This window comes from Microbacterium sp. LWO13-1.2, from assembly GCF_038397725.1.
GTDB lineage: Bacteria > Actinomycetota > Actinomycetes > Actinomycetales > Microbacteriaceae > Microbacterium.
Genome location: NZ_CP151634.1, coordinates 3,050,179 through 3,069,338, shown reverse-complemented (window position 1 = coordinate 3,069,338; position 19,160 = coordinate 3,050,179). Strand labels below are relative to the sequence as shown.

The 19,160-nt window shown below is 69.0% G+C and carries 19 protein-coding genes; all 19 read right to left on the bottom strand.

Translation table 11 applies throughout. From position 1 onward, the window contains the following. Positions 1-20: 20 nt before the first annotated feature. The 19 genes from MRBLWO13_RS14620 to pyrR all read right to left on the bottom strand — a co-directional run bounded on the left by MRBLWO13_RS14620 (position 21) and on the right by pyrR (position 19,097). A complete protein-coding gene (locus tag MRBLWO13_RS14620) occupies positions 21-611 on the bottom strand; it encodes a Trp biosynthesis-associated membrane protein (RefSeq protein WP_341974786.1) in 591 nt (196 codons plus the stop codon). After that, on the bottom strand, positions 608-967 hold the full coding sequence (gene hisI, locus MRBLWO13_RS14615) for a phosphoribosyl-AMP cyclohydrolase (RefSeq protein ID WP_341974783.1): 360 nt from the start codon (positions 965-967) through the stop codon (positions 608-610). Before hisI ends, MRBLWO13_RS14620 begins: the two co-directional genes overlap by 4 nt. Then, entirely contained in the window at positions 964-1,725 is a 762-nt protein-coding gene (gene hisF / locus MRBLWO13_RS14610) for an imidazole glycerol phosphate synthase subunit HisF (RefSeq protein ID WP_341974781.1), read from the bottom strand. Before hisF ends, hisI begins: the two co-directional genes overlap by 4 nt. Next, complete coding sequence (gene hisG, locus MRBLWO13_RS14605) at positions 1,725-2,564, bottom strand: ATP phosphoribosyltransferase (protein WP_341974779.1); 840 nt, start codon at positions 2,562-2,564, stop codon at positions 1,725-1,727. The genes hisF and hisG overlap by 1 nt, the downstream gene beginning before the upstream one ends. A 38-nt stretch (positions 2,565-2,602) precedes the next feature. Beyond that, positions 2,603-2,866 carry a phosphoribosyl-ATP diphosphatase gene (locus tag MRBLWO13_RS14600; RefSeq protein WP_341974777.1) on the bottom strand — a complete coding sequence of 88 codons (264 nt, stop codon included), beginning with the start codon at positions 2,864-2,866 and terminating at the stop codon, positions 2,603-2,605. Continuing rightward, positions 2,863-3,570, bottom strand: coding sequence for a ribulose-phosphate 3-epimerase (gene rpe / locus MRBLWO13_RS14595; protein WP_341974775.1), 708 nt, complete (start codon positions 3,568-3,570; stop codon positions 2,863-2,865). The genes MRBLWO13_RS14600 and rpe overlap by 4 nt, the downstream gene beginning before the upstream one ends. After that, positions 3,548-5,077: a transcription antitermination factor NusB gene (locus tag MRBLWO13_RS14590; protein WP_341974773.1), complete on the bottom strand. Its 1,530-nt coding sequence runs from the start codon at positions 5,075-5,077 to the stop codon at positions 3,548-3,550. Before MRBLWO13_RS14590 ends, rpe begins: the two co-directional genes overlap by 23 nt. Further along, the gene (gene fmt / locus MRBLWO13_RS14585) at positions 5,074-5,994 is read right to left on the bottom strand and encodes a methionyl-tRNA formyltransferase (protein WP_341974772.1); all 921 of its coding nucleotides are present in this window, start codon (positions 5,992-5,994) and stop codon (positions 5,074-5,076) included. The genes MRBLWO13_RS14590 and fmt overlap by 4 nt, the downstream gene beginning before the upstream one ends. A gap of 17 nt (positions 5,995-6,011) precedes the next feature. Beyond that, positions 6,012-7,970 carry a primosomal protein N' gene (locus MRBLWO13_RS14580; protein WP_341974771.1) on the bottom strand — a complete coding sequence of 653 codons (1,959 nt, stop codon included), beginning with the start codon at positions 7,968-7,970 and terminating at the stop codon, positions 6,012-6,014. 34 nt (positions 7,971-8,004) lie between these two features. Continuing rightward, positions 8,005-9,198 (bottom strand): methionine adenosyltransferase, encoded by a 1,194-nt coding sequence (gene metK, locus MRBLWO13_RS14575; protein WP_341974769.1) that lies wholly within the window; start codon positions 9,196-9,198, stop codon positions 8,005-8,007. Between the two features lie 90 nt (positions 9,199-9,288). Next, positions 9,289-9,546 (bottom strand): DNA-directed RNA polymerase subunit omega, encoded by a 258-nt coding sequence (gene rpoZ / locus MRBLWO13_RS14570; RefSeq protein ID WP_042536631.1) that lies wholly within the window; start codon positions 9,544-9,546, stop codon positions 9,289-9,291. A gap of 64 nt (positions 9,547-9,610) precedes the next feature. Further along, complete coding sequence (gene gmk, locus MRBLWO13_RS14565) at positions 9,611-10,519, bottom strand: guanylate kinase (RefSeq protein ID WP_341974767.1); 909 nt, start codon at positions 10,517-10,519, stop codon at positions 9,611-9,613. Beyond that, positions 10,512-11,357, bottom strand: a complete 846-nt coding sequence (gene pyrF, locus MRBLWO13_RS14560) for an orotidine-5'-phosphate decarboxylase (RefSeq protein ID WP_341974764.1) — start codon at positions 11,355-11,357, stop codon at positions 10,512-10,514. Before pyrF ends, gmk begins: the two co-directional genes overlap by 8 nt. Continuing rightward, the gene (carB, locus tag MRBLWO13_RS14555) at positions 11,354-14,641 is read right to left on the bottom strand and encodes a carbamoyl-phosphate synthase large subunit (protein WP_341974762.1); all 3,288 of its coding nucleotides are present in this window, start codon (positions 14,639-14,641) and stop codon (positions 11,354-11,356) included. Before carB ends, pyrF begins: the two co-directional genes overlap by 4 nt. Beyond that, a complete protein-coding gene (carA, locus tag MRBLWO13_RS14550; RefSeq protein WP_341974760.1) occupies positions 14,641-15,783 on the bottom strand; it encodes a glutamine-hydrolyzing carbamoyl-phosphate synthase small subunit in 1,143 nt (380 codons plus the stop codon). Before carA ends, carB begins: the two co-directional genes overlap by 1 nt. Beyond that, positions 15,780-16,307 carry a hypothetical protein gene (locus tag MRBLWO13_RS14545; protein WP_341974758.1) on the bottom strand — a complete coding sequence of 176 codons (528 nt, stop codon included), beginning with the start codon at positions 16,305-16,307 and terminating at the stop codon, positions 15,780-15,782. Before MRBLWO13_RS14545 ends, carA begins: the two co-directional genes overlap by 4 nt. Then, on the bottom strand, positions 16,304-17,608 hold the full coding sequence (locus MRBLWO13_RS14540) for a dihydroorotase (RefSeq protein WP_341974757.1): 1,305 nt from the start codon (positions 17,606-17,608) through the stop codon (positions 16,304-16,306). The genes MRBLWO13_RS14545 and MRBLWO13_RS14540 overlap by 4 nt, the downstream gene beginning before the upstream one ends. Beyond that, positions 17,605-18,570, bottom strand: a complete 966-nt coding sequence (locus tag MRBLWO13_RS14535) for an aspartate carbamoyltransferase catalytic subunit (protein ID WP_341974755.1) — start codon at positions 18,568-18,570, stop codon at positions 17,605-17,607. Before MRBLWO13_RS14535 ends, MRBLWO13_RS14540 begins: the two co-directional genes overlap by 4 nt. Next, a complete protein-coding gene (gene pyrR, locus MRBLWO13_RS14530; RefSeq protein ID WP_341974753.1) occupies positions 18,567-19,097 on the bottom strand; it encodes a bifunctional pyr operon transcriptional regulator/uracil phosphoribosyltransferase PyrR in 531 nt (176 codons plus the stop codon). The genes MRBLWO13_RS14535 and pyrR overlap by 4 nt, the downstream gene beginning before the upstream one ends. Positions 19,098-19,160: the final 63 nt, after the last annotated feature.

Below are 19,160 nucleotides of genomic sequence, written 5' to 3'. Positions count from 1 at the left end.
GTCGGCTCAGTCTATCGGGGTCATCGAGTCGGGTCGGTGCCACGCGACAGCTCGTCCCAGGAATCGACGGCGTCCACCGCTCCATCGCCGTGATCGGCGGCGGCGCCCTCGGTGCGGTATCTGCGGCCTCCGGTCTTCCACTGCCGCCAGGTCAGCAGAACAAGCACCGCGGTGGCGAACAGGAGCACCCAGGCGGCGAGGACGAGGTACGGCCAGAACGTCGGAGTGATCGAGGCGACGACGTCGGACAGCGCCGCAGACCCGGCGAGTCCGGTCGTGTCCGTGACGCTCGGGGCGACGGCGCTGAGCGGTGGGCTCACGAGCAGCGGAATCGTCGACCACCCCAGGAGGACGGCAGTCGCCGCAGCGACCACCGCGAATACCACACGCACGATCCGGCCGGCGATCGACAGCGCAGCGCCGAGAGCGAGCACGGCGAGACTGAGCGGGGCGAGCAGCGGGAGCGCATCTGCGCCCGGGACGAGGATGGCTGCGCCCGCATCGGCGCGTTCGACGGTGAGCCACGTCTGGGTCGAGGAGATGATGCCGACGGCTCCGGCCAGCAGAAAGCCGGAGACTCCGAGCGAACGGCCGCGTCGTGCGATGCTCATGCTCCGCCTTGGCCCGGAACCGCCTCGAGGTCCGTGGTGTCGAAGCAGGTTCGCGTACCCGTGTGGCAGGCGGGACCGGTCTGGTCGACCAGCAGCAGGATCGCATCTCCATCGCAGTCCAGACGTGCCTCGTGGACGGTCTGGATGTTGCCGGACGTGTCGCCCTTCCGCCAGTACTCCTGCCGTGAGCGGGACCAGTACGTGACGCGACCCGAGGTGAGGGTGCGGCGGAGCGCCTCGGCATCCACCCAGGCCAACATGAGCACCTCACGGGTGTCCCACTGCTGCACGATCACCGGGGCGAGTCCGTCGCCGTTCCAGGCGACCTGCGCGATCCGCGTCTCCAACTCCGTCATCGGACCAGCACCCCCTCAGCCCGCAGAGCGTCCTTGACGTCTCCCACGGTGAGAGCTCCGGTGTGGAAGACGCTCGCGGCGAGCACGGCATCGGCGCCCGCCTTGATCGCCGGAGCGAAATCGGACGCCTTCCCGGCGCCGCCGGACGCGATCACCGGAACCGTCGACGCTTCGCGCATCAGACGCACCAGTTCCAGATCGAAGCCGTCGCGCGTGCCGTCCGCATCGATCGAGTTCACCAGCAGCTCGCCCGCACCGCGCTCGGTGGCTTCCCGTGCCCAGGCGATCGCGTCGAGGGTCGTCGTCGTACGCCCGCCGTGGGTGGTGACGACGAAACCCGAATGCGTGCCTGCGGCGCGCTTGACGTCGAGGGACAGCACCAGCACCTGCGCGCCGAAGCGGTCGGCGATCTCGTCGATGAGTCCGGGGCGGGCGATCGCGGCGGAGTTCACGCCGACCTTGTCCGCGCCGACCGCGAGCAGCCGGGCGACGTCGTCGACGCTGCGCACTCCCCCGCCGACGGTGAGCGGAACGAACACCTGCTCTGCCGTGCGCTGCACGACGTCGTATGTGGTGGCCCTGGCATCGACGGTGGCGGTCACGTCGAGGAACGTGATCTCGTCTGCACCCTGCTCGGCATAGTGGCGAGCGAGCTCGACGGGATCGCCCATGTCACGGAGGTTCTCGAAGTTCACGCCCTTGACGACGCGGCCCGCGGCCACATCGAGGCAGGGGATGACGCGACTGGCGAGTGCCATCAGAGCCTCGCGGCGTGGATCGCGGTCACGAGGATGGCGCGAGCGCCGAGTGCGTACAGATCGTCCATCACCTGATTGACGCCGCGGCTCGGCACCATCACGCGCACGGCCACCCAGGCGGCATCGCGGAGCGGGGAGATCGTCGGCGACTCACGGCCGGGAGCGATCTGAACGGCCTGATCGACCAACTCCGCCGGGAGGTCGTAGTCGATCAGCACGAAGCGCCGAGCGACCATCACACCGCGCAGGCGCCGCAGCAGGGTCTCGGTGCCCTCGGCATCGCCGGGGCGGCTGATCAGCACCGCCTCGGACTCCAGGATGACCGGACCGAAGATGTCGAGTCCGGCCTGTCGGAGCGTGGTTCCGGTGGAGACGACATCGGCGACGGCATCCGCGACACCGAGTCGCACCGCGGATTCGACGGCTCCGTCGAGTTGGACGAGCTCTGCCGCAACGCCGTGCTCACGCAGGAAATCACCGACGAGGCCGGGGTAGGCAGAAGCGACTCGGACGCCTGCGAGGTCTGCGACCGTGTGGAATCTCCCGGGAGGACCCGCGAAGCGGAACGTGGAGCCGCCGAAGCCGAGCGACTCGATCTCCCTCGCCTGCTGAGGCACATCGCGCAGCAGATCGCGGCCGGTGATGCCCACGTCGAGTGCACCGGAGGCGACGTAGGTGGCGATGTCGCGGGGACGAAGGAAGAAGAACTCGACGTCGTTCTCGGCGTCGATCAGGTGCAGGGTCTTGGCGTCACGGCGTCCGGCATAGCCGGCTTCCGCGAGCATCTCGGCGGCGGTCTCGGAGAGCGAGCCCTTGTTCGGAACAGCAATGCGCAGCATGGGAAACCTTCAGATGGGGTCGACAGGGGCGGAGCGCATCAGAGATGTCGGTAGACGTCCTGCAGGCTCAAGCCCTTCGCGATCATCATCACCTGCACGTGGTACAGCAGTTGGGAGATCTCCTCGGCCGCTGCCTCGTCGGATTCGTACTCGGAGGCCATCCACACTTCGGCGGCCTCTTCGACGATCTTCTTGCCGATCGTGTGCACGCCGCCGTCGAGCTCGGCGACCGTGCCCGATCCTGCCGGACGAGTCTCGGCCTTGACGCTGAGCTCGGCGAACAGCTCGTCGAAAGTCTTCACGATTCCAGGCTAGCGGCTCGTGCGGCGTCCCTGAGCCGCGTGACGGCGGCCTCCACGTCGTCGGCCCCGTAGACGGCGGAGCCGGCGACGAACGTATCGGCTCCGCTGGCGGCGGCGAGCTCGATGGTGCTGTCCGAGATGCCGCCGTCGACCTGCAGCCAGACGTTCGAGCCGCGCCGTCGTGCTTCGTCGGCCAGTGAGCGCAGCTTCGGCATCGTCTCGGGCATGAAGCCCTGGCCGCCGAATCCGGGCTCCACCGTCATCACGAGGATCTGGTCGAACTCATCGAGTACGTCGTACAGGCCTTCGGCCGGGGTGCCCGGCTTGATGGCTATTCCGGCGCGGGCACCCATGTCACGCAGGCGCCGCGCGAGCGAGATCGGATCGGCGGCCGCTTCGAGGTGGAACGTGACGCTGGCGGCTCCCAGCTCGGCATACGCGGGCGCCCAGCGGTCGGGGTCGGTGATCATGAGGTGGACGTCGAGCGGGATGGGGCTGGTCGCCTGGATGCGCTCGACCATCTGCGTCCCGAAGGTGAGGTTCGGCACGAAATGGTTGTCCATCACGTCGACATGGGCGAAATCGGCGGTGGCGATCTTCGCAAGATCGCGCTGCATGTTGACGAAGTCGGCGGCGAGGATGCTGGGATTGATGCGCGGGGCGCGGGGAAGGTCCACGGGTCTATTCTCCCTTCCCGGCGGCATCGCCGGGATCTGTCGCGGCCGGATCTGCCGCGGTGCGCTGCAGCAGCGCGAGGAACATCGCGTCGGTGCCGTGGCGGTGCGGCCAGAGCTGCACGGATCCGCCATCGGGCTGGTCGTCGCGCGTCCCGAGATCGATCGGCGATTGCGCGATGTGCGTCAGCACCGCCCGTGCGTCGAGCTCGTGGAGGTCAGCGCGCCCGCGCAGCACCTCTTGCACGACCCCGGTGGTCTCAGCGAGGTGCGGTGAACAGGTGACATAGGCGACGATGCCACCGGGCGCGAGCGCCTCCACAGCGGCCGACAGGAGCTCCTCCTGCAGCGGAACGAGCTCGGCGACATCGGCCGGGGTCTTCCGCCAGCGAGCCTCAGGCCGACGGCGAAGGGCGCCGAGGCCCGTGCACGGTGCGTCGACCAGGATGCGGTCGTACTGCCCGACACGGTCGCGAGCGAGCGTGCGGCCGTCCTCTTCGTCCACGACGACGTCACCGGGAACAGGGCGGAGAGCGTTGCGCACGAGCCCCGCCCGCGCGGGGATGATCTCATTGGCCTCGAGAAGAGCGCCGTGCTGCGCGGCGATGGCCGCCAGCAGTGCGGTCTTGCCACCGGGGCCGGCGCACAGGTCGAGCCAGCGCTCCCCCGAGCGGATCGGCGCCGCCGCGGCAAGGGCGAGAGCCACGAGCTGGGATCCCTCATCCTGGACGCGGACCTTGCCTCCGGAGCCGGCCACGATCCGATGGGGATCGCCGCCGGGCGAGCCGAAGGCGGTCGCGGCGTACGGGCGGCGCGGCTCCCCCTGCTCGGCCAGTCCCGGCAAGGCGACGAGCGTCACTTCGGGTGAGACGTTGTCGGCCTCGAGAAGCGCCTCCAGTTCGTCCGCGCGACCCTCAGCGGCGAGGGCTCTGCGCAGCGCGCGGATCACCCACACCGGATGCGCCGTGCGGAGGCTGAGTCGCTCGTCGTCGGACCGCGCCGACCGCTCGATCCGCTCCTGCCACTCCCCCGGTGTCTCCCTCGCGATCCGCCGGAGCACCGCATTCGTGAAGCTCGCCGCCCCGCGGCCCTGAGCGTCTGCGGCGAGATTCACCGACTCGTTCACAGCGGCGTGCGAGGCCACTCGCGTCGCCAGGAGCTGATGCACCGCGAGTCGCAGCGCATCGAGCACGGCCGGATCGATCGATGCGGTGTCGCGATCCGCTGCCGCCTCGATGATCGCGTCGTACATGCCGCGTCGGCGGAGCGTCCCATAGGCGAGTTCGGTGGCGAGAGCCGCATCCTGCGTCGAGAGTCCTGCGTCGGCGATCGCCGACGGCAGCAGGAGGTTCGCGTAGGCGTCGGAGTCGCTGACCGCGCGCAGCACGTCGTAGGCGACGCGGCGTGCGGGCTGGACCGCCCGGGAAGGCTGCACCGTACGGGACGGCTGGCCGCCACCGCGGCTCGAACTCCGGCGGTCGGATCCGGGTGCGCCCTGGCCCTGCGGGTGCCGGGGACGACGCTGCTGGCCGCTCATGCGCCTGCTCGCAGATCTTCCGCACCGCGCTGACCGCGCCACCAGTCGACGGCGCTCATGGCCGCCTTTCCGGCCGGCTGGACGCGGGTCACGGCGAGCGGGGCGGTGGACGTGCCGATCAGCAGTGCCGCCTTGCCCGCCGCGATCGTCCCCGGCGGCATCGCTTCGACGTCGGTGGCTCTCTGGGCTTCGAGGATCTTCACCCGCGATCCGCCGATGGTCGTGTGGGCCCCGGGCTCGGGGGTCACACCACGGAACCGCGCATAGACGAGGTCGAGGGTCTGCGACCAGTCCAGCAACCCGTCCTCCAGGGTGAGTTTGGGAGCGACGGTCGCCGTGCCGGTCTGAGGCATGGCGTGCGCCGCGCCGGTCGAGATGCCGGCGACGACCTCTGCGGTGAGCTCGGCGCCCCCGACGGCAAGCGCGTCGAGGGCGGCATCCGCCGTCGCTCCGTCCGGAATCGCGATCGTCCGTGCGGCGAAGACGTCGCCGGCGTCCAACTCGGCGACGAGCTGGAACACGCTCGCTCCGAATTCTGCGTCACCCGCGATGAGGGCACGTTGGACAGGCGCGGCACCCCGCCACTGCGGGAGCAGCGAGAAGTGCAGGTTGATCCAGCCTCGAGTCGGCGTCGACAGCAGCGGCTCGCGCACCAGACCGCCGTACGCGACGATCACGCCGAGGTCCGGACGCAACGCGGCGATGCGCGCCGAAGCCTCCTCGTCCAGACGAGCCGCCTTGATCACCGGGATACCGAGTTCGCCTGCGACCGCCGCGACGGGCGAGGGCGTCATCACGCGCTTGCGACCGAGGGGGGCATCCGGCCGGGTCACCACCGCGGCGATGTCGTGCTCCGTCGCCAAGCGGCGGAGTGTCGGGATGGCGGCGGCTGGTGTGCCGGCGAAGACGAGGCGCATGAAGGTTCTCCGGAAGGTCAAAGCTCTGGGTCGAGGATATCGAGGCGCACCGTGAGAGTGCTGCGGGTCGCACGGCCGCGGCCGCGGCGGTGACGAACGGCCTCGGCGACGACGGCGGCGCGAAGTGTCGTGGCGACGCGCTGGCCCGATCCGTAATCGAACCGGAGCAGGGCGCGCAGGCGCGGAGGGTCATCGTTCGATTCGATCGGCACCGGTCCGAGCAGCGCGTCGGCGGGCAGAGCGAGTTCTCGCACCGTCTCCAGGGCGCGGGTGATGGCGTCGGTGGTGCCCTCGATCTGCGCGACCCTCATGATCGGAGGCATGTGCAGCGGCGCGCGGGATTCGAGTTCCGTTCGGGCGTACCCCGCGTGGTTCCAGGTCGCGAGCGCCATCGCCACCGGGCCGTTGACGCCGACCAGGTGGATGGGAGCGCCGGGTGCGGCGAGAGCGGCCGCGTTCGACCACCAGCGCAGGCATGCCTCGCCGACGCGAAGATCGGGGGCCTGCAGCATCCGTGCACCGTCCAGGAGCACCACGGCACGATAGCCGCCCTCGGCGAGCGGCTCCGCTCCGCGAGTGGCGACGACCAGCGCCGGCCGCGCATCGACTTTGGCGACGGGGTGTGCGCCATCGGCGACGATCACACGCACTCCGGGAAACGCACGACCGAGTTCATCTGCCGTGCGCTCGCTCCCTGACGACGCCAGGCGCAGTTGCACCCCGGAGCACGACGGGCAGGCCCAGGCGCGCGCCGACCGCCCGCACCAGCCGCAGACCGGCACGGCTCCGCGGTGTCGCGCTCCGAGCGGCCCGCCGCAATGTGCGCACCGGGCCGGCGTGCGGCATCCTGCGCACACCAGTGACGGCGAGAAGCCCGGGCGTGACACCTGGACGAGGACCGGTCCCTCCGCCGCGGCTGTCCGCGCGGCGAGGAAGGCCGACGACGGCAGTCGCTGCCCCTGCGGCTGCTCCATCTCCTGCGGAGTGCTCAACAGCACGCGCGGTAGCACGCGCCGCGCCGCACGAACGTCCTGAAGCCAGCCGTGCAGCACGAGCCGCTCGGTGTCGGTGGTGCGGGTGTTTCCGGCGATCAGGAGGGCCGACCCCTCCTGCTCCTGGCGAAGCAGCGCCGCGTCGCGCGCGTTGATGTAGGGCGCGAGCTGCTCTCCGAGCAGAGGATCTCCGTCGTCCCAGATGACGACCAGTCCGGCCTCGACCGGCGCGTAGACGGCCGAGCGGTTGCCGACGACGATGCACGGCGCATCTTCGAGGGTGCGCAGGAACGCGCGATAGCGATCAGGATTCGACTGTCTCGAGTCGTGGCGCACCACGGCTTCGTCCGGCACCAGAACCGAAAGCGTCTTCAGCAGGCTGTCGACGTCTCGGTGATCCGGGACGACGAGCACCGCCGACGACCCCGACGACAGGGTGCGCACCGCCACGGCCGCCAGCAGCTGCGCCCATGCCGGAGAATCGTCATCCAGCGCAGGGATCGCCTCGACCGCGGCGCGTCCGCGCTCCGTGAGTACAGCCTCGAGACCTTCGTAGCGCCCGATCACCTCTGCGGCACGAGCGAGCGCGGTCTCGTGCGGGCGGACGGCAGGAGCATCCGCCGTCCATGCCTTCTCGACTCGGACCTGCCGCTTGGGAATGGCGAGGCGCAGGACGTCCGAGGCGGAACCCGCGGCCCGATCAGCGGCACGCCGGGCCAGGCGATACAGCCGTTCCGGCAGCACCGAGGCCGTCGACACGATGCTCTCCACCTCGGAGAGCGCACGATCCGCGTCATCTTCGGTATCGACCTCGATGACGTACCCGTCGATCACCCGGCCCGCCGTGCGCAGGGGGACGCGAACGCGGACGCCGAGCGGCACCTCGCCGAGTTCCGCAGGCAGCGCGTAGTCGAAAAGCCGGTCGAGCTGCGGCAGCGGGGAGTCCAGGAGAACTCGCGCGATGCGTCGGCTCTCGGTGCTCATGAGGGCTGAGGTATCCGGGGGAACCGATTCCCCATCAGAGCCCGGCAGCGCGGCGCAGCTCTTCGGCGCGGTCGGTGCGCTCCCAGGTGAAGTCGGGAAGCTCGCGGCCGAAGTGCCCGTAGGCGGCGGTCTGCGCGTAGATCGGCCGGAGGAGGTCGAGCTCTTCGATGATCGCCTGCGGACGGAGGTCGAACACCGTGCTGATCGCCTGGATGATCGCCTCGTCGGAGACCTTGCCGGTACCGAACGTCTCGACGTACAGGCCGACCGGACGGGCGACCCCGATGGCATAGGCGATCTGCACCTCGAGGCGGTCGGCGAGACCTGCGGCCACCGCGTTCTTCGCGACCCATCGGGTGGCGTAGGCGCCGGACCGATCGACCTTCGACGGGTCCTTGCCGCTGAAGGCGCCGCCGCCGTGGCGCGCCGCACCGCCATACGTGTCGATGATGATCTTGCGGCCGGTGAGGCCGGCGTCGCCCTTGGGGCCACCCGTGACGAACGGGCCGGCCGGGTTGATGTAGTACGTCACATCGGAGAGGTCGAGGCCCGTGGTCGCCAGGATCGGAGCGATGACGTGCTCGCGCAGCTGTGCTTTCAGCTCATCCTGGGAGATATCCGGATTGTGCTGCGTCGACAGCACCACCGCATCGACGGTCTTCGGAGTGAAGCCCTCGTAGCCGAGTGTGACCTGGGTCTTGCCGTCGGGGCGCAGGAACGGGAGCAGTCCGGAGCGGCGCACCTCGGCGAGGCGTTCCGCGAGGCGGTGCGCCGTCCAGGCGGCCATCGGCATCAGCTGCGGCGTCTCATTCGTGGCGAAACCGAACATGATGCCCTGGTCGCCGGCGCCGAGCGCGTCGAGTGGGTCGCTCGAGGAACCGTCGCGATGCTCCTGCGCGTTGTCGACCCCGTGGGCGATGTCGGTCGACTGCTCGCCCACCGAGATGCTCACGCCGCAGGAATCGCCGTCGAAGCCGGTGTCGCTGGAGGTGTAGCCGATGCCGTTCACGACCTGGCGGACGATCGTGGGGATGTCGACGTAGGCCTCGGTGCGGATCTCGCCGGCGACGTGCACGAGCCCCGTGGTCACGAGAGTCTCCACAGCAACCCGGGATTCCGGGTCCTTGGCGATGAGGCCATCGAGGATGCTGTCTGAGATCTGGTCACAGATCTTGTCCGGATGCCCCTCGGTGACGGACTCGGACGTGAACAGACGCAGCGCGCTCATCGGTGCTCCAGAACGGGGACGGACGGGGAAAGGGTGGATGCACCCATTCTGAACCGCGCCTCCGACAAACGGGGAGGCGCGGTCCGAATGTCACTCTGCGTGACGCAGGCGGAGCTTGTCCTCGTTGATCTCGTGCAGCGCGATGGTGAGCGGCTTGTCCTCGACGGACGAGTCGACCAGCGGGCCGACGTTGTCGAACAGGTTGCCCTCGTGCAGGTCCGAGTAGTAGTCGTTGATCTGACGGGCGCGCTTGGCCGCGTAGATGACCAGTTCGTACTTCGAGTCGACGCGGTCGAGCAGGTTGTCGATGGGGGGATCGATGATTCCGTTGGTGTGGTGTCCGGCCATGGTGAGACCTCCTGATCAGGCGACGGGATCGTCGCGAAGACGGTGCAATAGGCGCGGGAGACGTTCAGCGCGCAGAGCTTGAAGACAATTCTACGACCTCGCGCGCGGCGACGGCGACGTCCTCGTTCACGATGCGGTGATCGAACTCGCTCTGGGCGGCCAGTTCGACCTTCGCCGTGCGGAGTCGACGGGCCCGTTCTTCCGCCTCTTCGGTGCCGCGTCCGACGAGTCGCTGGACCAGTTCGTCCCAGCTCGGCGGCAGCAGGAAGATCAGCGTCGCGGACGGCTCGGCCTTGCGCACCTGGCGTGCTCCCTGCAGGTCGATCTCGAGCAGCACGGTCTTTCCCTGGCTCAGGGCGAGGTCGATCGGCGCCCGCGGCGTGCCGTAGCGGGAGCGGTTGTGCACCACGGCGAACTCCAGGAGTTCTCCGTCGGCGATGAGGCGATCGAACTCGGCGTCATCGACGAAGTAGTAGTGCACGCCGTCGATCTCCCCCGGTCGAGGTGCCCGAGTCGTCGCCGAGACCGAGAGATGGATCTCGGGGTGGTTCTCCCTGATGTGCGCTGCGACCGTGCCCTTACCGACGGCCGTGGGGCCGGCCAGCACGAGCAGACGACTGCGGCCATCACGGGGCTGCGCTTCCGGGAATCGCCCGTCCAGCCATTCCCTGAGCAGCACGCGCTGGCGCACGCCGAGTCCACCGAGCCGCTTCACCGGGGAGATATGCAGCTCGTCGAGGATCCGATCGCGCTTTCCGGAACCGATCGCCGGCAGCGCCAGCAGGAAGTCGGTGATGCGCATGGAGCCGGCGACGGAGTCGGCATCGGCGATGGCGTGTGAGAGCACCGTCTGCGGCGTCGTCACCCGCATCGTGAGGTCACGCTTGAGCGCGGCGCGCGCGCGCCGACGCTCGACGGCCTTCCGTGCCGCCGCTGCGCGGTCGACATCGGGGACGGTCCTGACTTCAGCCATGGGTCACCTCGAGATACTGCGCGTTGCGCGCGTCGATGGCCGCGGCGAGACCCGCCGGGCCGGCCGTCAGGATGCTGCGACTCTCGCTCGCGATCACGCAATCGCTCATCGTGCCGAACCGCGCGCGGAGGTCCTCCGGTGCGGCACCCTGCACGCCGAAGCCGGGGGCGAGGATCGGTGCGGGCGGCGCGAAGGCCGCGAGTCCGGCATCCGTCCAGTCGACGGTGGCGCCGATGACGAAGCCGAAGCTCCCCCACTCCCCCGTCGGCGTGGACTGGGCATTCCGTGCCGAGACTTCGGCGATCACCGCGGACGACACGGTTTCGCCCCGCTCGTTCGAGGAGCGCTGCAGAACCTCGGCCTCCGGGTTGCTGGTCGCCGCCAGGACGAACAGCCCCTTGCCGGTTCGCTCCGCGAGCGCGAAGGCGCCGTCGAGCGCTCCCACACCGAGGAACGGGTTCACGGTGACGGCGTCGGCCTCCAACGGCGAACCCGGGGTCAACCAGGCGGCGGCGTAGGCGTCCATCGTCGACCCGATGTCACCGCGCTTCGCATCCGCGATCACGATGAGGCCGGCTGCGCGGGCGGCCACGAGCACGTCCTCGAGGGCGGCGATGCCGACAGAGCCGAATCTTTCGAAGAACGACACCTGCGGCTTCACGATCGCTGCACGGCCGGCTGCGGCATCCACCGTTCGAAGACCGAACTCCCTGGCGCCGGCCGCATCGTACGACAGCCCCCAGGAGTCGAGGAGGCCGGCGTGCGGATCGATGCCGACGCAGAGCGGTCCGCGCGCGAGCAGCGCCGCGCGAACCCGCTCCCCGAAACGTGCGCTCACAGGGCCGCCTGACGATCGAGCGCGTATTCCTGAAGACTGCGGACGTCGAAGCCCTTGTGCGCGGCATCCATTCCGCTGACCGCAGCACCGAGCACCGCCATCGTCGTGAAGAGGGCCTTGTCCGCGGCGACGGCGGCCGCCCGGATCTCGTAGCCATCGGCACGCGCCGTGCCACCGGACGGCGTGTTCACGACGATGTCGATCTGTCCGTCGTTGATGAGGTCGACGATGTTCTGCGCGCCGCTGGTCTGCGTCTCGCTGTACTTCTCGACCACCGTCACCGCGATGCCGTTGCGCGACAGGATCTCGGCCGTTCCTTCGGTCGCGACGATCGTGAAGCCCAGCTGCTGCAGCCGGTGAGCCGGCAGGATCACGGCGCGCTTGTCGGAGTCGGCGACCGAGATGAACACGGTTCCCGATGTCGGCATGCCGCCGTAGGCAGCGGCCTGGCTCTTCGCGAACGCGGTCGGGAAGTCCTTGTCGATGCCCATCACCTCACCGGTGGAGCGCATCTCCGGGCCGAGCACGGAGTCGACGATCTTGCCGTCCTTGGTGCGGAAGCGCTTGAAGGGCAGCACGGCCTCCTTGACGGCGACCGGCGCGCCCAGTGGCACGCGCGAGCCATCGCGCTCCGGCAGCATCCCCTCGCCGATCAGCTCGGCGACAGTCGCGCCGACCATGATCCGGCTGGCGGCCTTCGCGAGCGGGATACCCAGAGCCTTCGAAACGAACGGCACCGTGCGGCTCGCGCGCGGGTTCGCCTCGATGACGTAGAGCACGCCGGCGCTGATCGCGAACTGCACGTTCAGCAGGCCGCGGACGCCGACGCCCTCGGCGATCGCCAGCGTGGCGGTGCGCACCCGGTCGATGTCGGATCGACCGAGCGAGATCGGGGGCAGGGTGCAGCTGGAGTCTCCGGAGTGGATGCCGGCCTCTTCGAGGTGCTCCATGACGCCGCCGATGTACAGATCCACGCCGTCGTACAGCGCGTCGACGTCGATCTCGATCGCATCGTCGAGGAACCGGTCCACCAGGAGCGGCTTGCCCTCTTCGATGATGACCTCGCCAGCCGTGCGCACGAAGTAGTCGCGCAGGCTCTCGGTGTCGTAGACGATCTCCATGCCGCGCCCGCCGAGCACGAAGCTCGGGCGGACCAGCACCGGGTAACCGATGTCCTCGGCGACCGCGACGGCGCCATCGACATCGGTTGCGGTGCCATGACGCGGGGCGACGAGCCCTGCGGCATCCAGGATGCCGCTGAACAGCGCACGCTCCTCGGCGAGGTCGATCGCCTCGGGGCTGGTGCCGAGCACGGCGTAACCGGCCGCTTCGATGCCCTTCGCCAACCCCAGCGGGGTCTGGCCGCCGAGCTGGCAGACGACACCCAGGATGGTGCCGCTGGCGGCTTCCGCGTCGAGCACCTCGAGAACGTCCTCCAGGGTGAGCGGCTCGAAGTAGAGCCGGTCGGAGGTGTCGTAGTCGGTGGAGACGGTCTCCGGGTTGCAGTTGACCATGACGGTCTCGAAGCCGGCATCCGAGAGCGCGAACGAGGCGTGCACGCAGGAGTAGTCGAACTCGACGCCCTGTCCGATACGGTTCGGGCCCGAGCCGATGATGACGACCTTGGTGCGATCGGACGGCGCGACCTCGGTCTCGAAGTCGTAACTCGAGTAGTGGTACGGCGTGAGTGCCGGGAACTCGCCGGCGCAGGTGTCGACCGTCTTGTAGACCGGGCGGATGCCGAATCCGTGGCGCACCCCGCGCACCTCGGCCTCGGTGGTGCCGCGGAGCTCGGCCAGCTGCGCATCGGAGAAGCCGTGCTCCTTCGCGTAGCGGAGCGTGGCCGCATCGAGTTCGTCCGCCGTGCGCACGATCTCGGCGACCTCGTTGATGAGGACGATCTGGTCGATGAACCAGGGATCGATGGCGGTGGCGTCGAATGCCTGCTCGATCGTGGCGCCCTTGCGCAGCGCCTGCTGCAGCACCACGATGCGGCCGTCCGTCGGGGTCTTCGAGATTTCCAGGAGCTCCTCGACGCTACGGTCCTCGGTGCCCCAGTGGAAGCTCGAGCCGCGCTTCTCCAGCGAGCGGAGCGCCTTCTGCAGCGCTGTGGCGTAGTTGCGGCCGATCGCCATCGCCTCGCCCACGGACTTCATGGTGGTGGTCAGCGTCACATCGGCGGCCGGGAACTTCTCGAAAGCGAAGCGCGGCACCTTGACGACGACGTAGTCGAGTGTCGGCTCGAAGCTCGCCGGAGTCACTCCGGTGATGTCGTTCGGGATCTCGTCGAGACGGTAGCCGAGCGCGAGCTTGGCGGCGAGCTTGGCGATCGGGAACCCCGTCGCCTTCGAGGCGAGGGCGCTCGAGCGCGAGACGCGCGGGTTCATCTCGATGACGATGATCCGGCCGTTCTCCGGGTTTACGGCGAACTGGATGTTGCAGCCGCCGGTGTCGACGCCGACGGCGCGGATGATGTCGATGCCGATGTCGCGCAGCTTCTGGTACTCGCGGTCGGTCAGCGTCAGCGCGGGGGCGACGGTGATCGAGTCGCCGGTGTGCACGCCGACCGGGTCGACGTTCTCGATGGAGCAGACGACCACGGTGTTGTCGGCCGTGTCGCGCATGAGCTCGAGCTCGTACTCCTTCCAGCCGAGGATCGACTCCTCCAGGAGCACCTCGTTGGTCGGCGAGTCGTGAAGCCCTGCCCCGGCCATGCGGCGCAGGTCGTTCTCGTCGTAGGCGAAGCCCGAGCCCAGACCGCCCATCGTGAACGAGGGGCGCACGACGAGCGGGTAGCCGAGCTCGCCTGCAGCGGCGAGAACCTCGTCCATCGTGTGCGCGATGCGGCTGTCCGCGACATCGGCTCCGGCGTCGAGCACGAGCTGCTTGAAGATCTGGCGGTCTTCACCCTTGTTGATCGCCTCGAAGCTGGCACCGATCAGCTCGACGTCGTACTTCTCGAGGATGCCGTGATTGTGCAGCTCGATCGCCGCGTTCAACGCGGTCTGGCCACCGAGAGTCGGGAGGATCGCGTCGGGCTTCTCCTTGGCGATGATGGTCTCGATGACCTGCCAGGTGATCGGCTCGACGTAGGTCGCGTCGGCGAAGTCCGGATCGGTCATGATCGTCGCCGGGTTGGAGTTGACGAGGATGACGCGGACGCCCTCCTCGCGGAGCACACGGCACGCCTGGGTGCCGGAATAGTCGAACTCGCAGGCCTGGCCGATGACGATGGGGCCGGAGCCGATGACGAGGACGGAGCGGATGTCGTCGCGCTTGGGCATTACTTGGCGTCCTTGTTCTCGCGGACCATTGCCGCGAAGCGATCGAAGAGGTAGTTGGCGTCGTGCGGGCCGGCAGCGGCCTCGGGGTGGTACTGCACCGAGAAGGCGGGGATGTCGAGGGCGCGCAGTCCTTCGACCACGTTGTCGTTCAGCCCGATGTGGCTGACTTCGACCTTGCCGTAGCCGTTCGGGCTGTCGAAGGGGCCGTCAAGCGGAGCGTCGACGGCGAAGCCGTGGTTGTGCGCGGTGATCTCCACCTTGCCGGTGGTCTTGTCGAGCACCGGCTGGTTGATGCCGCGGTGGCCGAACGGCAGCTTGTAGGTGCCGAGGCCGAGAGCGCGGCCGAGCAGCTGGTTTCCGAAGCAGATGCCGAAGAACGGCAGGCCCGCATCCAGCACCTCGCGCAGCAGGTCGACGTGCCCGTCGGATGCCGCCGGGTCACCGGGACCGTTGGAGTAGAACACGGCGACCGGATCGATCGCGCGGATCTCGTCGATGGTGACGTTCTGCGGCAGCACGTGCACGTCGAAACCGCGAGCGGCGAGGTTGTCGATCGTGGCCTGCTTGACCCCGAGGTCGAGGACGGCGAGGTCACCGATCCGGTCTCCCAGCGCCGTGGTGATCGTCGCGACGTCGACCGAGACCTCGGCCGAGAGGTTGCGGCCGGCCATCTGCGGGGCTTCCTGCACGGAGCGCAGCTGCTCCTCCGGGTCGAGCCCGGCGGCCGGGCCGGAGAAGATCCCGCCGCGCATGGATCCGGCCGCGCGGATGTGCCGGGTGATCGACCGGGTGTCGATGCCGCTGATGCCGACGATGCCGTCTGCGATGAGCGCGGCATCGAGCGAGGTGTCGGCACGCCAGTTGGAGACGACACGTGAGGGGTCGCGGACGATGTAGCCGGACACCCAGATGCGGCGGGACTCGGGGTCCTCGTCGTTCATGCCGGTGTTGCCGATATGCGGTGCGGTCTGCAGCACGATCTGCCCGGCGTAGGACGGATCGGTCAGCGTCTCCTGGTAGCCCGACATGCCGGTGGCGAAGACCACCTCGCCGAGCGTGGTGCCCAGCGCGCCGTAGGCGCGTCCGGTGTGGCGGGTGCCGTCTTCGAGGACGAGGACGGCGGGTTCTGGCAGAGAGGTCATTGTGCGGCTCCTGTGTCGGGGGCGGCTGGGCCGTCGGATGCGGCGACGAGTCGCTGCAGTGCGGAAATCAGGTTCTTCGGGTCGCCGGTGGTGAGGCGAAGGTAGGAGTCGACGATCGTGTCGTCGTCGACATTCCAGGCGATGCGGACGAGGCCGCCGGGTTCGACGACACGGTCGATGGTGACGGTCGCGCGATCGACTGAGCGGAGTTTCGGCGAGGCGAGGAACACCGTCGGGGCGCCGTCCAGGCAGAGCGCGACTCCGCGGTCGGTGATCGCGAGCTCGCCCCGCGCCCGATACGCCAGCGGCGAGATCGTGAGACGCTCCAGCGGCTTGTCGTGCTGGGTGGTCGAGACGTAGAGGACTTCGTGACGGCTGTCGACCTCGGCGTGCTCGGGGACGCCCAGCGGGGCGGTGAGGCCGGAATCGCGACGCAGACGTCGTCGCCAGGCGAAGTACATCGTCAGCAGCACGAGCAGTGCCACGGCGATCGTGATCGCGATGGCGATGTCGCGTACGCTCATCCGTTCAGCTCCTCGACGACAGCGCCGGCATCCACCGTCACGGTGCCGGCGTGCACCGTGTACTGCACGCGACCGGGCAGCGGTCGGCCGAGGTAGGGCGAATTGGTGCTGCGCCCGTGCAGGTCGGCCTCGGTGAAGACGCCGTCGACCGACGCGTCGTACAGAGTGATCTGCGCGGGTGCGCCGACCTCGAGCGGTGTGCCGTGTCCGGCGAGCATGCCGATACGCGCCGGGGCAGCACTCATCACCCGCGCGACGTCCGCCCAGCCGATGAGGCCGGTCTGCACCATGGACTGGTGCACCACGCGCAGGGCGCTCTCCAGGCCCACCATGCCGTTGGCTGCCGCCTGCCACTCGCACGCCTTGTGCTCACTGGGGTGCGGAGCGTGGTCGGTCGCGACGATGTCGATCGTGCCGTCAGCGAGGCCCTCGCGCACGGCGAGCACGTCCTCTTCCCGACGAAGCGGCGGGTTCACCTTGTACCGGGCGTCGTAGCCCCGCACCAGCTCGTCCGTGAGGAGCAGGTGGTGCGGCGTGACCTCGGCGGTGACGTTGATGCCGCGCTTCTTGGCCCAGCGGATGATGTCGACGGAGCCCGCCGTGGAGAGATGGCAGACGTGCAGACGCGATCCCACATGTTCGGCGAGCAGAACGTCCCTGGCGATGATCGATTCTTCGGCGACGGCGGGCCAGCCGGCGAGGCCGAGCTCTGCCGAGACCGTACCCTCGTTCATCTGCGCGCCTTCGGTGAGGCGCGGGTCCTGCGCGTGCTGCGCGATGACGCCGCCGAAGGACTTCACGTACTCGAGAGCCCGGCGCATGATGAGGGGGTCGAACACGCAGAAGCCGTCGTCGCTGAAGACGCGCACCTTCGCACGGGAGGAGGCCATGGCGCCGAGTTCGGCGAGGCGCTCGCCCTTCTGCCCGACGGTGACCGCGCCGATGGGCTGCACGGTGGCGTAGCCTGCGGCCTCGCCGAGGGCGAGTTCCTGCTCGACGACGCCGGCCGTGTCGGCGACCGGTGAGGTGTTCGGCATCGCGAAGACGGCCGTGAACCCACCGGCGGCAGCTGCTCTGGTGCCGGTGAGGATCGTCTCGGACGCTTCGTAGCCGGGTTCACGCAGATGCGTGTGCAGGTCGACCAGGCCGGGCAGCGCCACGAGCCCGTCTGCATCGATGGTGCGAGCACCTGCCCTGCTGAGGCCTGCGCCGATCTCGGCGATCGTTCCGTTCTCGATGATGATGTCGGCGCTCTCCGCGCCGAGAAGCCGTGCGCCGGTGATGACGAGGGTCTCGTTCACAGGTCTCCCCCTCGTTCGTCGTATCGTTCTCCTGCCAGCAGCAGGTACAGCACAGCCATCCGGACGGAGACTCCGTTCGCCACCTGTTCCAGCACCGTCGAGCGGGGCGAATCAGCGGCTTCGGAGGAGATCTCCAGTCCTCGGTTCATCGGACCGGGGTGCATCACAATGCTACCTTCCGGAAGCCGGGCCACACGCAGTGCGTCCAAGCCCCACCGTCGGGAATACTCCCGCTCAGTCGGGAAATATGCGGCATTCATGCGCTCGAGCTGAATCCGCAGCATCATCACGGCATCCGGCGCCTCGGCGAGAGCCTCGTCGAGGTCGTAGACGACGCGCGCCGGCCAGAGCGACACGTTCTGTGGCACCAGCGTGGGAGGAGCGACGAGCGTCACCTCGGCACCGAGCGTGGCGAGGAGCCAGACGTTGGAGCGTGCGACGCGGGAATGCAGCACGTCACCGACAATGACGACGCGGATCCCGGAGAGGTCGCGCCCTCGGCTGGAAGCGCCGAAGCGACGCTTGCGGATCGTGTACGCGTCGAGCAGCGCCTGGGTCGGGTGCTCGTGCGTGCCGTCGCCGGCATTCACCACGCCGGCGGAGATCCAGCCGCTGGTGGCGAGGGTCTGCGGGGCGCCGGAACCCGGATGGCGCACGACGACGGCATCCGCTCCGATGGCCTCCAGGGTCTGCGCCGTGTCCTTGAGGCTCTCGCCCTTGGAGACACTGGAGCCTTTGGCTGCGAAGTTGATGACATCTGCAGAGAGACGTTTCGCTGCGGCTTCGAAGGAGATGCGCGTGCGGGTGGAATCCTCGAAGAAGAGGTTCACGACCGTCTTGCCGCGCAGGGTGGGCAGCTTCTTGACCTCGCGGGACTGGGTGTCTGCCATGTCCTCGGCGACATCGAGGATCTGCAGGGCGGTCGCCTTGTCGAGCGTGCGGGTGTCGAGGAGGTGTCTCATTCGCCGATCGTCACCTCCTCGGCGCCGTCGTTCTCACGCAGGCGCACGTTCACCCGCTCGGTCCGAGCGGACGGGATGTTCTTGCCGACGAAGTCGGGTCGGATGGGCAGCTCGCGGTGCCCGCGGTCGACGAGGATCGCCAGTCGCACCGCTGCGGGTCGGCCGATCGACTGGATCGCGTCGAGGGCGGCGCGGATGCTGCGGCCGGAGAAGAGGACGTCGTCGACGAGGACGACCGTCTTGCCGTCGATGCCGCCGGCGGGGATGTCCGTCGGGTGCGGGGACCGCGTCGGATGCTTGGACAGATCATCGCGGAAGAGCGTGATGTCGAGCGACCCGACCGGGATGATGGTCTGCGCGATGTCGCTGACCAGCGCGCCGAGGCGGTGAGCCAGCGTGACGCCCCGGGTCGGAATCCCCAGCAGGACGAGGTCGGAAGCCCCCCGATTGGATTCGAGGATCTCATGTGCGATACGGGTCAATGCCCGCGAGATATCGGCTTCATGCAGCACAGTGCGCGTGCTCATCGGCCGCTCCCTTCTCCGCCTCACAGGACGGTGTTAAAGGTTGCTTGCGTGGTCGAGTCTACC